Here is a 15,918-nt window from a genome sequence, read left to right as displayed (position 1 = left end):
CACGATAGGGGAGAGGGACCCCTCAGCCGGAAGCCGGTCTCCAGGTGCTCAGGACACCTGGTAGCCGATTCCCGTCGCAATGACGTCGGTCACCTCGCCTTTGGGTCGGCCGCATCGACGCTCGCAACCGGACCAATGCTGCCGCTCGTCCCGTGGCGTCATCCGCGCGTCGACCGCGGCCGCGAGGTCGGCTCGGACGTCGGCGAGGGACTTCTCGCAGCCGGGCGATCCGGTACAGGCACTGACTCGGATCCACGGTGACGCGGCGTCGAAGATCAGGCCCATGGGTGCGAGAACTCGAACGACCTGTTCGGCCGGTTCCTCGTCCAGATCACCCACGATCAGCGATCGCCACGGCGTCACGATCAGCGGACGATCGACGGCCGCGAGGAATTCGGCCAACCGCGCGCCGAGGACGCCGTTGGCCAGACCTGCGCCGAGCGCAACGTGGCCGTCGTCCTGATCGAGCCAGCCGATCGGTGGCACCTCGACCGGCGCGGGCATGGCCAGTACCGGTCCGGCCTGCAACCCGAGCACGTCGACGATGCGCGCGGCACCGCCGTCCAGTTCCGCCAGTCGCCATTCCTTGTGGCGCAACCGGACGAAGGCATCCGCGCAGTCGAGCAGAGTCGAGACCACGTGCTCGCGGTCGACGCGTACACCGCTGTCGCGTCCTGCCAACAGCACTGCAAACGACCCGTCGGCCTGGGCGTACACCCCGAAGTCGGGTTCGAGTCCGCACAGATCCCCACGGCCGTCGTCCAGGGCGAACAATGTTCGGCCGGGTAGTTCGGCGAGCTCGGGGCGAGCGCACACGGCAGCGTCGAGCTCGCCGACGAGACTGCGGACGTCGGTGAGTCCGCCGACCCGGCCCGACAGCGGCGAGGCGAGGATGTTGCGCACGCGCTCGTGCGTCGGAGACGGCAGCAACCCGGCCGCGGCCAACCTGTTCGCGAGCTCGTCCGGGTCCGAGACCGCACGAACCTGGATGTTGCCCCTCGACGTGAGTTCGAGCGAGCCGTCACCGAGCTCGGCCGCGGCCTCGGCCAGGACCTGCATCTGCTCCGGCAGCACGAGGCCGCCCGGGAGCCGGATTCTGGCCAACGGACCGTCCGCCGCTCGGTGCGTCGACAGAGCTCCGGGGCAGCCGTCGGGCACGGACCTACTGGGCGAACTCATGTTCACCAGGCTACAAGTGCCACGGGTGGCCCGATCTCGTCCCGGCACCGGTAGCATTCGATGTTCACGGCTCCGGCCGAGAGGAAACCGGTGAAATCCCGGTACGGTCGCGCCACCGTGACCGCCCTGTAGTTCGTCGAGAGCAGCCCGTCGGGAATGGTTCATGGGACCTGTTCTCGAGGATCGTGCCTTCGGGACGGGGCGGGAGTCGGACCCTCTCACCGACGAGCTCGGACGATTCACCGATCCAGGGGCGCGAAACCCCGAGGAGGGCGTTACCCGTGTTTCTGTTGCTGTCCACATCGGACACCGATCTGCTCAGTGCCCGCGCCAGTGGGGCCGATTTCACGTGGGGCAACCCGTCCCGCCTGCTGGCGGAAGACATCCCGTCGATGGCCGAATCGGCCGAGCTGATCATCGTCCGCATTCTCGGATCGCGTCGCTCGTGGGAGTCGGGAATCGAGGCCGTCCTGGCCACCGGTTTGCCCGTGGTCGTGCTGGGCGGCGAGCAGGCCCCGGATGCGGATCTGATGGAGATCTCCACGGTGCCCGCCAACGTCGCCGCCCAAGCGCACAACTATCTGGCCGAGGGCGGCTCGGGCAATCTGCGGCAGCTGTACAACTTTCTGTCCGACACAGTGCTGCTCACCGGTCACGGTTTCGACGCACCTCGACACCTGCCGACGTGGGGCCACCTCGAGCGGAACTCCGCCCAGCACTCCGACGGCCCGACCGTGGCGATTCTGTACTACCGCGCTCAGCATCTCGCCGGAAATACCACCTACATCGATGCCCTCGCCGCCGCAGTCGAGAACGCCGGGGCGAACGCACTGCCGATCTACTGTGCGTCACTGCGCACGGCGGAAGCCGACTTGCTGGAGACGCTGAAGTCGGCGGATGCCTTGATCGTGACCGTGCTGGCTGCAGGCGGCACCAAACCCGCCGGTGCTTCGGCAGGCGGCGACGACGAAGCCTGGGATGTCGCCGAACTCGCCGCCCTCGACGTTCCGATCCTGCAGGGTCTGTGCCTGACGAGTTCCCGCGCGACGTGGTCCGAGAACGACGACGGACTCTCCCCACTCGACGTGGCCACGCAGGTCGCGGTCCCGGAATTCGACGGCCGCCTCATCACGGTTCCGTTCTCGTTCAAGGAGATCGACGACGACGGCCTGACCACCTACGTTCCGGACCACGAGCGAGCAGCACGCGTTGCCGGCATCGCCGTCCGCCATGCGCGGCTCCGACACATCCCGGCCGCCGACCGCCGAATCGCCCTGATGTTCTCGGCGTATCCCACCAAACATGCCCGCATCGGCAATGCCGTCGGCCTCGACACTCCCGCCAGCGCGATCGCGTTGATGTCGGACATGCGTGAGGCAGGCTACGACCTCGGACCGCTCGAGGGCCCGGATTCGGTGCCCGGTCTGGCGGCCCGAGACGGCGACGCACTGATCCACGCCCTGATCGCCCGTGGCGGTCAGGACCCCAACTGGCTCACCGACGCCCAGCTCGAGGGCAATCCCATTCGTATTTCGGCGGCCCGGTATCGAACCTGGTTCGAGCAGCTTCCCGACGACCTTCGCGAGGGTGTGATCGAACATTGGGGACCGGCACCGGGTGATCTCTACGTCGATCGTTCCGCTGATCCCGACGGTGAGATCGTCATCGCAGCAATGCAATTCGGCAATGTGGTCATCATGGTTCAGCCGCCGCGCGGATTCGGTGAGAAGCCCGTTGCGATCTATCACGACCCGGATCTGCCGCCGAGCCATCACTATTTGGCCGCCTACCGGTGGATCTCCGCAGCCCGCGAGGACGGCGGCTTCGGGGCCGACGCGATGGTTCATCTCGGTAAGCACGGAAACCTGGAATGGCTCCCCGGCAAGACCCTCGGCATGTCCGCCTCCTGCGGCACCGACGCTGCATTGGGCGACTTGCCGCTGATCTATCCCTTCCTGGTCAACGATCCGGGGGAGGGCACACAGGCCAAGCGGCGAGCCCACGCCACTCTCGTCGATCACCTCATCCCGCCGATGGCGCGAGCGGAGAGCTACGGAGACATCTCTCGGCTCGAACAGCTGCTGGACGAACACGCGAACATTTCGGCTCTCGATCCGGCCAAGCTACCGGCCATTCGCCAGCAGATCTGGACACTGATGACCGCGGCACAGATGCACAAGGACCTCGGACTCGACGAGCGTCCCGACGAGGAAGTGTTCGACGACATGCTGCTGCACGTCGACGGATGGCTGTGCGAGATCAAGGACGTGCAGATCCGCGACGGGCTGCACATCCTGGGCCAGGAGCCCGTCGGCGATGCCGAGGTCGAGTTGGTGCTGGCGATGCTGCGCGCTCGGCAGATGTGGGGCGGCGAGCAGACGGTGCCCGGTCTACGCGAAGCTCTCGGGCTCAGCGAGGACGGCGACGAGGAACGCACGCGCGTCGACAGCATCGAGGCCGTCGCGCACGGACTGGTCGCGGCAATGCAAGCGACGCAGTGGAAACCGGCCGAGGCCGAGCGGGTTGCGGGCGAACACGGTGACGTGGTCGCAGAGATTCTGAGGTTCGCCGCCGCCGAGGTGGTACCGCGTCTACGCGGAACTTCCCGCGAGATCGAGCAGGTGTTGCACGCTCTCGACGGCGGGTTCATCGCGGCGGGTCCGAGCGGTTCACCGCTGCGCGGCCTGATCAACGTGCTTCCTACCGGCCGCAATTTCTACTCGGTCGACCCGAAGGCCGTGCCGTCGAAACTGGCGTGGGAGACCGGTCAGGCGATGGCAGAATCCCTGCTCGCACGCTACCGCCAGGATCACGGCGAGTGGCCGAAATCCGTCGGTCTCTCGGTGTGGGGCACCTCGGCCATGCGCACCTCGGGCGACGACATCGCCGAGGTGTTCGCTCTGCTCGGAGTCTCCCCGGTGTGGGACGAGGCCTCGCGCCGGGTGACGCGCCTCGAGGTGATCGACCTCGACGAGCTCGGCCGCCCTCGCATCGATGTGACGGTTCGGATCAGTGGATTCTTCCGTGACGCGTTTCCGCACGTGCTCGCCCTTCTCGACGACGCGGTTCGGATGGTGGCTGCGTTGGACGAGGAGCCCGAGCAGAACTACGTCCGTGCACACGCGCAGGCCGATCTGGCCGAACACGGTGACGAACGACGTTCTACGACACGCATTTTCGGGTCGAAGCCAGGAACGTACGGCGCCGGGTTGCTTCAGCTGATCGACAGCAAGACGTGGCGCAGCGACGACGACCTCGCTCAGGTGTACACCACCTGGGGCGGCTTCGCCTACGGCCGCGGACTCGACGGAGTACCCGCGTCGGACGACATGCGCACTGCGTACAAGCGTATTGCCGTGGCCGCCAAGAACACCGATACACGTGAGCACGACATCGCCGATTCCGACGACTACTTCCAGTACCACGGAGGCATGGTCGCGACGGTGCGCGCGCTGACCGGAAAGTCGCCCGAGGCATACATCGGTGACAGCACGCGGCCGGAATCGGTTCGCACGCGCACACTCTCGGAAGAAACCGCCCGCGTCTTCCGCGCTCGGGTCGTCAACCCTCGGTGGCTCGAAGCCATGCGCAGGCACGGCTACAAGGGTGCGTTCGAGATGGCGGCGACCGTGGACTACCTGTTCGGTTACGACGCCACCACCGATGTGGTGCAGGACTGGATGTACGAGAAGTTGGCCGAGACCTATGTGCTCGACGAGCAGAACCAGAAGTTCATGCAACAGTCCAATCCCTGGGCACTGCACGGTATTGCCGAACGACTGCTCGAGGCCGCGGAGCGCAAGATGTGGGCCGAGCCGGACAAGCAGGTTCTCGACGGCTTGCGCCAGGTGTACCTGGAAACCGAAGGTGAGCTCGAGGGGGAGTAGCGACGTACCCTTCTCGGTATGACTGCCACCTTCGAGGACATTGCCAAGGGCAAGTACGTACTGCTGACGACGTTCAAGAAGGACGGCACCGCCGTACCGACCCCGCTCTGGGGTGCGCTCGACGGTGATCGTCTGCTCGTGTGGACGGTGTCGGATTCGTGGAAGGTCAAGCGCATTCGCCGTAACTCGAAGGTTCTGCTCGCACCGTGCGACATGCGCGGCAAACCCCAGGGCGACGCGGTCGACGCGACAGCCGAGATCCTCGATGCAGCCGGCACCGAGAAAGCGCGCGCGGCGATAGTGTCGAAGTACGGCATCCTGGGCTGGCTCACCGTGAAGGGCAGCGTTCTTCGAAGGGGCAAGAGCGGCTCGGTCGGGCTCGCGATCACTCCCGCGTAACCGGTCTGCACGACGACACCATCGTTGGTATGCGCAGTTCCGAATGCTTCATGAGGCGGCTTCCCCTGCTGCCGGAACGGAGCACCACGTGCCTATTGCAGTGACCGATTACAACCATGTCCGACTCACCGTCAGTGACATCGACCGATCCCGATCGTTCTACGACTCGGTGTTCGGCTTCGAGGTGGCCTACGCCTGGGATCCCGACGCGGACGAGGAGACCAAGAAAGCCCTGTGGTTCCTCTTCGGCGGCGTGATCTACAAGTTCGGCGGGGGTTTGCTCGGTCTGCGCCCGGTCGCGCCGAGCGACGACACCTTCGCCGAAGATCGTTGTGGGCTGGACCACCTCAGCTTCACCGTCGATACCCGTGCCGCGCTCGAGGATGCAGTCAAGACGCTCGATGAGCTCGGCATCGCGCACGAGGGCATCAAGGACGCAGGGCCCGGACTGTCCATCGTGGAGTTCCGCGACCCCGACAACATCGCTCTCGAGTTGTCCGGACCCGACAAGTAACGGTCGGACGCAGGGCCTGCGGGAACGACCCCGCAGACCCTATTGCGCGGCGCTGACCGAGGACATGTGAAAGTCCGGAATGCGCAGCGGCGGCATTGCCGTGCGAGTGAACCAGTCCTTCCACTCGCGCGGCAGTGTCGCCTCGGTCCGTCCGGCCTCGGTGACACGTCGCAACAGATCCAGAGGACTCTCGTTGAACCGGAAGTTGTTGACGGCTCCGATGATCCGGCCGTCCTCGATGGCGTAGACACCGTCGCGGGTGAGACCCGTGAGCAGCAACGAGGTCGGATCGACCTCTCGGATGTACCACAGTGTCGTCAGTAACAGCCCGCGCTCGGTCGACGCGACCATCGCGTCGATCCCGGTGTCGCTGCCGCCGGTGAGGATCAGATTCTCCCCGGGGACGGCAACGGGTACCTCGAACTTCCGGGCTCCGGCGCGTGTATAGGCCAGTGCTGCGATCGCGCCGTCCCGGATCCAATCGACCCGGTCGATGCCGAGACCGTTGTCGAACACCGACACCGCATCACTGGAGGAGCCCGCCGCGACGAACGGCGCGTACCCGAGACCGGGCTCGCGCGGGTCGGAGTGCAGCGTCAGCGGCAGCTCGGTGAGCTTCTCGCCGACTCGGGTGCCACCGGCCCGCGAGAGTGCGGTGCGCCCCTCCTGGGCCCCGCGCCCCTCCATGGTCCACATCAGGTAGATCATCAGATCGGCCACGGCGGAGGGCGGCAACACCGTGTCGTACCGACCGGCGGGACGCTCCACGGTGTTCTGCGCCCAGCCCAGCCTGGTGGACAATTCTCCGAGCATCGATGCCGCCGACACGTCGCGAAAATCGGCTGTACCTTTTCCCACCCAGGCACTCGCCCCGGACCGCTTTCCGTTGACTTCGATCGACCCGGTCGGCTGTGTGAACGTGCGTCGCACTCCGGTCGAGGTTCCGAGCCACACGTTGTCGACGCGATGCTCGGCGAATCCGTACAACGTGTCTCGGCCGTCGAATCCGACGTTCAGTTCCGTTGCCAGCGAACCGAACACGTCGATCGACGTGGCCTGCGCGTGTCGATCCCAGCCGTCCGGCTCGGAATCGGGGGTCAGCAGCGGCATCGCGTCGTCCGCAGGCTCGGCGGCGCGGGCCGCTGCTTCACTGGCACGCACGACGTCCGCGATCTCGCTCGGATCGACACTGGTGGACGACACCGAACCCACCCGCGCCACGTCCCCGTTCCGGACGATGGACACCACCACCCACTGCCTCGAAGTGGAGACGCCGTTCGTGGTCATCGAATTGCCCGCCCACCGAAGCGTCGCGTCGCTGGAGTCGGTGACGAGGACGACGGTGTCGTCGACGTTCGCACACGCCAACGCACGTTCGATCACCTGCTGCGGCTCGATCATCGACCTGCCTCCGATCGGGTGTTGAGGACGTTGACCCCGCGGAACAGTGCGACCGGGCAACCGTGACTGACCGCGGCGACCTGACCGGGTTGGGCCTTGCCGCAGTTGAATGCCCCACCGAGTTTCCAGGTGGAGCGACCTCCGAGCAGTTCCATCGAACCCCAGAAATCCGTCGTCGTCGCTTGATAGGCGACGTCGCGCACCTGGCCGTCGAGCACACCGTTTCGAATCCGGTAGAAGCGTTGTCCGGTGAACTGGAAGTTGTACCGCTGCATATCGATCGACCACGATTTGTCGCCGACCACGTAGATACCGTCCTCGACCGCGGCGATGACCTCCTCGGTCGACCGGTCGGTGTCGGGATCGGGCTGCAACGACACGTTCGCCATGCGTTGGATCGGAACGTGATGTGCGGAGTCGGCGTAAGAGCATCCGTTGGACCGTTCCAGTCCGAGCCTCGGGGCGAAGACCCGATCGAGTTGGTAGCCGACGAGTGTTCCGTCGCGAACCAGATCCCACTTCTGCGCGGCCACGCCGTCGTCGTCGTAGCCGATACTGGCGAGACCGTTCACCTCGGTCCGGTCTGCGGTGACGTGCATGATGGGTGAGCCGTAACGCAAGGTTCCGAGCTGATCGGGTGTGGCGAAGGACGTCCCGGCGTAGGCGGCCTCGTACCCGATCGCTCGGTCGTATTCCGTTGCGTGTCCGATGGATTCGTGGATGGTGAGCCACAGGTTGGTGGGATCGATGACGAGATCCGTCGGACCTGCCACCACCGACGGGGCCTTGACCTTCTCGGCCAGCCACTCCGGGATGCGCGCGAGTTCGTCCGCCCAGTCCCACGTGCTGTGTTCACCGAGGTATTCCCAGCCACGTCCGACGGGCGGTGCCAATGTCCGCATCGAATCGAACGCACCGGCCGCTCGGTCCACGGCAGTGGCCTCGAACTGCGGGTGTAGTCGTACCCGTTGCTGAGTGATCGAGCTGCCCGCCGAATCGGCATAGAACGACTGTTCCTTGACCTGCAGCACCGACGCCGTGACGTGGTCGACGCCGTCGGAGGCGGACAACCTGGCCGAGTACTCGGCCAGCAGCGCCACTTTGTCGGTGGTGGGAACGTCGAACGGGTCGATCTCGTACTGCGAGACCCAGACCGCGTCCGAGTACACCGGTTCGGGCGCGAGTTCGACCCGTTCGCGGTTGAGCACGCGTAACGCCGTCGCCACCTCGGCCGCACGCCGCGCCGTGGTGGCAGCCGCGTCGGTACTCAGCTCGGCGTGAGAGGCGAAACCCCAGGTGCCGTCGACGACCACCCGCACCGCCAACCCGATTTCCCCGGCGTCGACGGCGGATTGCACTGAGCCGTCGCGCAGTGAAATCGACTGGGTCGTCAGCTGCTGCACTCGGAAGTCCGCATGCGAGGCTCCGGCCGTGCGCGCCGCGCTCAGGGCCGCGTCGGCCAGTTCTCGCAGGGGGAGGGCGAGGAAGTCGGCGTCGACCGACCGGTCCGATGGTGTCGTCACGACTGTGACGCTAGCCGAATTGTTGCCAGCCGAGGCGTAGGACCATGCCGATCACGACGACGAGCAACACGATCCTGACGAAGCCCGCACCCCTGGCGACCGCCGTCCTCGAACCGAGTACCGCACCGACGACATTGCAGGCGGCCATCGCAGCACCGAGTTGCCAGTACACACTGCCGGTGAATGCAAAGTAGGTCAGCGCACCGACATTGGAGCCGACGTTGATCACCTTTGCCATCGCGGCGCTGCGGACGAATTCGGTGCCCAGCATCGTCGCGAAGACGATGATGAGGAAGGTGCCGGTGCCGGGTCCGAGAATGCCGTCGTAGAACCCGATGCCGGCTGCGGCGAGGCCGATGACGATCAGAACTTTGCGATGCGTCGGGGGCGACGGTGCCGCGGTACGACCGATGGTCGGTCGACAGGTCACCAGTACCGCAACGCCGACCAGCACGACCATGATGATCGGCACGAAGAGGTCGCGGTCGATCAACGACACCGCGGCAGCGCCCGCCGCCGAGGTCGTCGCCGCGATCGCGCCGGCAGGAACGAGCACCTTCCAGTCGAGCGAGACCTTGCGGGCGAACGTGACGACGGCGGCGACTGTTCCGAAGACTGCGGTCGCCTTGTTGGTCGCGAGGGCTGCCTGCTGTGTCAGTTGCGGTGCCACGAGCAAGATCGCCGGCAACAGAATGAGACCGCCTCCGCCGACCACGGCGTCGACCCATCCTGCTGCTGTCGCGGCGGCCATCAACAATCCCCAGTCCGCGACAGTCATACGGCAAACTCAATCACATGCGTCGATTCAGCCTGTGGCTCCGTGGCCAACCGTTCGTGGCCGACGCACTGCTCGCCGGTGGGCTTTTCGTCATCGAGATTCTCGTTTTCGTGAGTTCGGCCGACGGCCTGAACGGGCCGTTGTTTCTGGCCTTCTCGGTGGTCCTGACCGTTCCCGTGGCGTGGCGGCGTCGGTTCCCCAGGTCTGTGGCGGCCGTGGCGCTCGTGTCGACGTTCGTCGCCGACGTGTGGGGAGCCATGGTCGGGGATACCTCCAACGGCCATCCGGCCGCACTGGCGTTGCCGATCATGCTCTACACCCTGGTGGCCTACGTCGGCCGCGCGCAGGGGGCCGTCTACGCCGCCGGTGTGGCGGCCTACTCGGTGTCGTCGTTGTTGCTCTTCCACCAGCCGTTGTTCACGACGCTGCTGTTCAGCGCTCTGCTGTACGCACTGTCGTGGGTCGCTGCCGAATTCCTCGGTGCCCGACGCGCATACGACGAGGCGATGGAAGCCCGACTGATCGTGGCCGAGTACGACCGGGATCGCCGCGCCGAGGAGGCCGTGCTCATGGAAAGAACACGTATCGCGCGCGAGCTGCACGATGTCGTCGCCCACGGGGTGAGCGTGATGGTGGTCCAGGCCGACGGGGCGTCGTATGCCATCCGGCGCAACCCCGAACGTGCCGAGCAGGCGGTGGCCAACATCTCGGCGACGGGCCGACAGGCGCTGGCCGAACTGCGTAGGACGGTCGCGCTGCTGCGGACGACCCCCGACGCGGACGACATGCCCGAGTACGGCACGGCCGGTCTGGCCCGCGTCGTGGAAATGATGAGTCGAGCCGGCCTGAACGTCGAGTTGGAACAGACGGGCAATCTCGACGACATCAGCCCGGCGATCAGTCTCGGCGTCCACCGACTCGTCCAGGAATCGCTGACGAACGTTCTTCGGCACGCCGGCCATGCCCCGCGAGCCGTCGTGCGGGTCGCACGCGAAGCAGACACCGTCACCGTCGAAATCTCCGACAACGGCACCGGCAGTGCGGCGCCACCGACCGGTGGCGGAGGACACGGACTGGTGGGGATGCGGGAGCGAGTCGCGGTGTTGCAGGGCACGTTGCAGGTCGGTCGAACACCCCAGGGCTCATGGCTCGTGCGGGCGAGACTGCCGATCGAGTAGGCGTTAGGTTGTGTCGGTGCCGATCACCGTTGTCGTCGTGGACGACCAGGAACTGATGCGAATGGGCCTGAACATGGTGCTCGAAGCCCAGGACGACATCGAGGTGATCGGTGAAGCGTCCGACGGCTCCGGTGCCATCGAAGCCGTGGCACGGCTGGCGCCCGCCGTGGTCTTGATGGACGTCCGCATGCCCGGGATCGACGGGGTCTCCGCCACTCGAGCGATCACCGAATCGGGATCGGACACCAGGGTTCTGGTCATGACGACGTTCGATCTCGACGAGCACGTACTCGGTGCGCTCAGGGCAGGAGCCAGTGGATTTCTGCTCAAGGACACACCGCCCGAGGATCTGGTATCCGCGATTCGGAGCGTGGCTGCGGGTGACGCCGTCGTATCACCGAAAGTCACGAAGAGGCTGTTGTCGCGGTTCGTCGAGCGCACCGAGCCGGCCGTCGACCCATCGGTACTGGACGGCCTGACCGGGCGTGAGCGAGAGGTCATGGCGCACCTGGCAACCGGGCTGTCCAATGCCGAGATCGCGACGGTGTTGCACCTGTCCGAGGCGACCATCAAGACCCACATCGGCCGAATACTGACCAAGCTGGGAGTACGTGACCGAGTGCAAGCCGTCGTACTCGCCTACGAATCCGGCCTCGTCAGACCTGGATCCTGAGAATCTCCCGGCAAACAGGACGCATCGGGAGAAAAACGACTGTGCCGGACGTTGTACGGACCAAGCGAAGAAAGGACCGTCATGCTCGCTCTGTTCGTGCTCTACGTCGTGGTCGAGGTCACAGCCCTGGTCGCTGTGGGCAGTGCACTCGGTGTGCTGTGGACCGTGGTGCTGCTCATCGCCGGATCGTTGGTCGGTTCGTTGCTGGTCCGTTCGCAAGGCCGGCGGGTACTGGACGGCCTGCGACGCGCATCGCAGGGTGAACGCTCGGCCGAGGGAGCCGTGGCCGACGGCGCACTCTTCGCTGCAGGGTCGGTGGCCATGTTCGTGCCCGGCCTGGTGACCACGGTGGTAGGCCTGTTGCTGTTGATCCCACCGACTCGCTGGCTGCTCCGGCCTGCCGTGCTGTGGGCGGCCGCGCGGTGGCTGCCCCGAGTCGCGGCGTCCACTCGGCGCATGCGCCCCACGGTCATCGACGGTGAGGTACTCGACGACCGTACGGCCGGCGAGAATCGCGGACCACGAACCACCGGACCGTCGCTCGTTCTCGAGGGTGAGGTGATCGACCCGGGCCGCGTCGATCCCGCTGCCGGGGATTTCCCCAAGTCCCACCGGTAGGGGCAGACTGGTCGCTCGTGACCACCGAATTGTTCTGCGGCGGACGGATCTACAGTCCTTCGGCTCCCGATGCCACCGCCATGGCCGTGACCGACGGAATCATCAGCTGGATCGGTGAGGATCGCACCGGACGAGCCTTGCATCCCGGCGTTCCCGTCATCGATCTGGCCGGTTCTTTCGTCGCTCCGGCCTTCGTGGACACGCACGTTCACGTGACCGACCTCGGACTGTCGTTGATCGGCCTGGACCTGAGCCGGTCCACGTCGGTCGAGGACTGCGTACGCATGGTGCGAGAACATGCGGCATCCTCGGAAGACGACCTGATCTGGGGTCACGGTTGGGACGAGTCCACCTGGTCCGAACAACGTCCTCCCACCACCGCCGAACTCGATGCGGCTGCTCCCGGACGAGCGGTGTACCTCACCCGAGTCGACTCGCACTCGGCCGCCGTATCCACCCGCTTGCGGTTCGCCGCGTCCGCTGCCGACGCCACCTCCGGCTACTCCGAACAGTCTCCACTGACCGCAGACGCGCACCATCGTGCTCGGCAGACCGCTCGCTCGCTGCTCACCGCCGACACCCGACGCCGAGCAAGGGCTGCTGCGCTGGACGACGCCGCGGCGCACGGAATCGTCGCGGTCCACGAATGTGCAGGACCGGTGGTGTCGGGCATCGACGACTTCCGCGAACTCATGAACACCGAGCACGGCGTCGAAGTACGCGGCTACTGGGGCGAGCTGGCAGATACCGCCGAACGCGCCCGCGAATTGCTCGAAGAGACCGGTGCCCACGGATTGGCAGGCGATATCTTCGTCGACGGATCCCTCGGGTCGCACACCGCATGGTTGAGCTCGCCGTACGCCGATGGTCCCGGAACCGGGGTGTCGTACGCAGATGTCGACGCGATAGCTGCACACATCGCCGCCTGCACGACGGCCGGAATTCAGGCCGGCTTCCACGTCATCGGCGACGCCGCGGTGTCGGCCGCCGTCACTGCATTCGGCCGGGTGGTCGCCGATCTGGGTACGCCCGCCGTCGCGTCCTGCGGACACCGGCTCGAGCACGTGGCGATGGTGTCCGCGCAGCAAGCCGACCTGTTGGCGTCGTGGGGCGTCATCGCCAGCATGCAGCCGGCGTTCGACGCGGCGTGGGGCGGAGCCGACGGCCTCTACGCCGCACGTCTGGGTGCCGAGCGCGCTGCCGAACTCCACCCGTTCGCACGCTTGGCGTCTGCGGGAGTCTCGCTGGCGTTCGGCTCCGATGCGCCGGTGACGTCCCTCGATCCGTGGGCGACGGTCCGGGCTGCGGCGAACCACCGCACTCCGGGGAGCTCGGTGTCGCCGCGTGCGGCGTTCTCGGCTGCGACGCGCGGTGCATGGCGGGCGGGGGGAGTGCGCGACGGTTTGGCCGGAACATTGGTGCCGGGCGCCCCCGCGTCCTTTGCGGTGTGGGACGTGGACGAACTCGTCGTTCGAGCACCGAAGGACAGCGTTCAACGGTGGTCGACCGACCCCCGTGCGGGCGTGGCACCGCTGCCCAGCCTCGAGGCGTCGTCCGTCGGTCCCCGCTGCTCGATGACGGTGCACCGTGGACGGGTCGTTCATGAGCAGTGAGAACTCCTCGACTGCGCGACTGACCCGGCTGTACGGGCCTGCGCTGTCGACCGTCCTGGCTGCCGTTGCCGGCGCGCTCGTCTTCGCCAGTTTTCCGCCGCGAACGCTCTGGTTTCTGGGACCCATCGGCATCGCAGTACTGGCACTGGTTCTGACGGGGTTCGGCGGTCGGCGATCGGTGTCGCTGAAAGGCGGATTCGGATACGGCTACGTGGCCGGCCTCGCCTTCTTCGTTCCTCTGCTCCCGTGGATCGGCGTCTACGTCGGCCCGGTGCCGTGGGTCGCGCTGGCCGCAGCCGAATCGTTATTCCTCGGTCTGTTCGGTATGACGGCCGTGCTGGTTGCGCGCAGTGCGTGGTGGCCGCTGTCGATGGCACTGATGTGGAGCGCCGCCGAGTGGCTTCGGTCGAGCGTTCCTTTCGGAGGATTTCCGTGGGGCCGGCTGGCGTTCGGACAACCCGAGGGCTGGTTGCTTCCGTTGGCGAGCGTCGGAGGCGCACCGCTGCTCAGTTTCGGGGTCGCGCTCACCGGTACCGGACTGGCCGCGCTGATGCTGACACTCACGCGTCGCGTCACCGCCCGATCGCTCGTCGGACCGGTCGTGACCACGGCGATCGCATCGATCACTGCGGTGTCGCTGATCCCGACTCTGCACACGAACGACACCGGGGACGGCGATCGCACGGCGACGATCGCTGCCATTCAGGGCAGTGTTCCTCGCCTGGGGCTGGACTTCAACGCGCAGCGACGCGCGGTACTGGACAACCATGTGCGCGAGACGATGGCGCTGGCCGCCGATGTCGACGCGGGCAGGCAACCCGCGCCGGATCTCGTCGTGTGGCCGGAGAACGCATCGGATATCGACCCGCTGCGCAACTCCGACGCTGCGACGCTCATCACGCAGGCGTCGGTTGCCGTCGGTGCCCCGATTCTTGTGGGCACCGTCCTGGTCAACGCGAACAACACGAACACCAATTCCGTCATCGCGTGGAACGGTGCCGACGGACCAGGGGAGCGGCACGACAAGAAGATCATTCAGCCCTTCGGTGAATACTTGCCGTACCGAAGTTTTTTTCGGCTGTTTTCGGAATACGCCGATCGAGCGGGCTATTTCGTTCCTGGAAATGGAAACGGTGTCGTACACGCTGCAGGAATAGCGACCGGAATAGCCACGTGCTACGAAGTCGCATTCGATCGAGCCCTCGACGAGTCCGTTCGTTCGGGTGCGCAATTCATTGCGATCCCTACCAACAACGCCACGTTCGGCGATACGGAAATGACGTATCAACAGCTGGCGATGTCGCGGGTGCGAGCCGTCGAACACGGACGCACCGTCGTGGTTGCCGCGACGAGCGGCGTCAGTGCCGTAGTCGGACCCGAGGGGAACGTCCTGCAGCAAACCCCGCTGTTCGAGCCGGATGTACTGGTATCGACGGTCGAACTGCGGAGCTCGCTCACACCGGCAACACGCATCGGTTTCGGCGCGGAGCTGGCGCTGATTCTGGCCGCGGCAGTGGGGTTGATCGCGACGCTCGTCGGCGTCCGACGTCGACGGCTTCGGGAATGAAACAGTCGTCAAGTTCGTTCGGGTCGGTATTCGGCGCATCGACGGTCCGAATCACTATCATTCGTTCGATGTAAAAACGGCGGTCGGGTGGCGCACACAAGCGATCTTGTAACAAGCTTCCCCGAACAATCGATGCCCACTAGGACTACCGCACAAAAGAACTTCGCCGATGTTGTATCTTTGTAAGCCGCTGGAGGTGTTGGAGGTCCAGGATGCGGCCGCCGTCGTACCCCCGAACGCCGCCTCGGTCACGATGTCAGGGGAGCGAACAATCGGCATCGATGCCGCGTCCGGATCGAGCGCCTGACAGGGAGGGGGAACCGTGTTCCTGAGTTCACGGACACCGTCGATCGGCTCTACTTCGCGTGAGGTTCCCGCGATGCAGCCCGCCCGGTGAAAACGGGGTTCTTCCCTGTTTCAATCCGACAAGCTCCAGGCGACGAATCCAAACAGCCCCACAACCGCCATCGAGTGTGTGTGGACCGATACGAACGCAGACCAGAACGGACGCCAGAATTGCTCAATCGCGCGCAGACGCCGCCGCGGCCGGAGATCTCTCACCCGGCCGAAGGCTCCGATTCCACGGGT

At 66.0% G+C, this 15,918-nt stretch carries 12 protein-coding genes; 8 read left to right on the top strand and 4 right to left on the bottom strand.

What is annotated here, in order from left to right; genetic code table 11:
• Positions 1–48 precede the first annotated feature (48 nt).
• The gene (gene cobG / locus VF34_RS16280) at positions 49–1,179 is read right to left on the bottom strand and encodes a precorrin-3B synthase (RefSeq protein ID WP_045841901.1); all 1,131 of its coding nucleotides are present in this window, start codon (positions 1,177–1,179) and stop codon (positions 49–51) included.
• Between the two features lie 281 nt (positions 1,180–1,460).
• Between cobG and cobN the strand changes: the two genes are divergently transcribed.
• The 3 genes from cobN (at position 1,461) to VF34_RS16265 (ending at position 5,979) form a co-directional block, all read left to right on the top strand.
• Complete coding sequence (cobN, locus tag VF34_RS16275; protein ID WP_032372418.1) at positions 1,461–5,066, top strand: cobaltochelatase subunit CobN; 3,606 nt, start codon at positions 1,461–1,463, stop codon at positions 5,064–5,066.
• 18 nt (positions 5,067–5,084) lie between these two features.
• Positions 5,085–5,465: a PPOX class F420-dependent oxidoreductase gene (locus tag VF34_RS16270; protein WP_027497107.1), complete on the top strand. Its 381-nt coding sequence runs from the start codon at positions 5,085–5,087 to the stop codon at positions 5,463–5,465.
• Positions 5,466–5,553: 88 nt separating this feature from the next.
• Positions 5,554–5,979 carry a VOC family protein gene (locus VF34_RS16265; RefSeq protein ID WP_027497108.1) on the top strand — a complete coding sequence of 142 codons (426 nt, stop codon included), beginning with the start codon at positions 5,554–5,556 and terminating at the stop codon, positions 5,977–5,979.
• Between the two features lie 39 nt (positions 5,980–6,018).
• Here VF34_RS16265 and VF34_RS16260 read toward each other — a convergent pair whose 3' ends face one another.
• From VF34_RS16260 to VF34_RS16250, 3 genes are read right to left on the bottom strand one after another with little or no spacing between them, the layout of a single operon-like run.
• The gene (locus VF34_RS16260; protein WP_032372417.1) at positions 6,019–7,380 is read right to left on the bottom strand and encodes a metallopeptidase TldD-related protein; all 1,362 of its coding nucleotides are present in this window, start codon (positions 7,378–7,380) and stop codon (positions 6,019–6,021) included.
• Entirely contained in the window at positions 7,377–8,903 is a 1,527-nt protein-coding gene (locus VF34_RS16255) for a TldD/PmbA family protein (RefSeq protein WP_032372416.1), read from the bottom strand. Before VF34_RS16255 ends, VF34_RS16260 begins: the two co-directional genes overlap by 4 nt.
• 10 nt (positions 8,904–8,913) lie before the next feature.
• The gene (locus VF34_RS16250) at positions 8,914–9,681 is read right to left on the bottom strand and encodes a TSUP family transporter (protein WP_032370548.1); all 768 of its coding nucleotides are present in this window, start codon (positions 9,679–9,681) and stop codon (positions 8,914–8,916) included.
• Between the two features lie 17 nt (positions 9,682–9,698).
• Here VF34_RS16250 and VF34_RS16245 point away from each other — a divergent pair, with 17 nt between their 5' ends.
• The 5 genes from VF34_RS16245 (at position 9,699) to lnt (ending at position 15,330) form a co-directional block, all read left to right on the top strand.
• Entirely contained in the window at positions 9,699–10,859 is a 1,161-nt protein-coding gene (locus VF34_RS16245) for a sensor histidine kinase (RefSeq protein ID WP_032372415.1), read from the top strand.
• A 16-nt stretch (positions 10,860–10,875) separates the two neighbouring features.
• On the top strand, positions 10,876–11,532 hold the full coding sequence (locus tag VF34_RS16240; RefSeq protein ID WP_027497113.1) for a response regulator: 657 nt from the start codon (positions 10,876–10,878) through the stop codon (positions 11,530–11,532).
• 81 nt (positions 11,533–11,613) lie between these two features.
• The gene (locus VF34_RS16235; protein WP_032372414.1) at positions 11,614–12,150 is read left to right on the top strand and encodes an FxsA family protein; all 537 of its coding nucleotides are present in this window, start codon (positions 11,614–11,616) and stop codon (positions 12,148–12,150) included.
• A gap of 17 nt (positions 12,151–12,167) precedes the next feature.
• Positions 12,168–13,763, top strand: coding sequence for an amidohydrolase (locus VF34_RS16230; RefSeq protein WP_032372413.1), 1,596 nt, complete (start codon positions 12,168–12,170; stop codon positions 13,761–13,763).
• Entirely contained in the window at positions 13,753–15,330 is a 1,578-nt protein-coding gene (gene lnt / locus VF34_RS16225) for an apolipoprotein N-acyltransferase (RefSeq protein WP_032372771.1), read from the top strand. The genes VF34_RS16230 and lnt overlap by 11 nt, the downstream gene beginning before the upstream one ends.
• Positions 15,331–15,918: the final 588 nt, after the last annotated feature.

This window comes from Rhodococcus sp. PML026 (assembly GCF_000963615.1).
Taxonomy (GTDB): Bacteria; Actinomycetota; Actinomycetes; order Mycobacteriales; family Mycobacteriaceae; genus Rhodococcoides; species Rhodococcoides fascians.
Note: the sequence above shows the minus strand (reverse complement) of the source record. Positions and strands in the feature narration are given on the sequence as shown.

Excerpts from the sequence above, each read along its gene's own strand:
- lnt (WP_032372771.1), top strand. The coding sequence starts at position 13,753 with ATGAGCAGTGAGAACTCCTCGACTGCGCGACTGACCCGGCTGTACGGG.
- VF34_RS16270 (WP_027497107.1), top strand. The coding sequence starts at position 5,085 with ATGACTGCCACCTTCGAGGACATTGCCAAGGGCAAGTACGTACTGCTG.
- cobG (WP_045841901.1), bottom strand. The coding sequence starts at position 1,179 with ATGAGTTCGCCCAGTAGGTCCGTGCCCGACGGCTGCCCCGGAGCTCTG.
- VF34_RS16245 (WP_032372415.1), top strand. The coding sequence starts at position 9,699 with ATGCGTCGATTCAGCCTGTGGCTCCGTGGCCAACCGTTCGTGGCCGAC.
- VF34_RS16260 (WP_032372417.1), bottom strand. The coding sequence starts at position 7,380 with ATGATCGAGCCGCAGCAGGTGATCGAACGTGCGTTGGCGTGTGCGAAC.
- VF34_RS16250 (WP_032370548.1), bottom strand. The coding sequence starts at position 9,681 with ATGACTGTCGCGGACTGGGGATTGTTGATGGCCGCCGCGACAGCAGCA.
- VF34_RS16235 (WP_032372414.1), top strand. The coding sequence starts at position 11,614 with ATGCTCGCTCTGTTCGTGCTCTACGTCGTGGTCGAGGTCACAGCCCTG.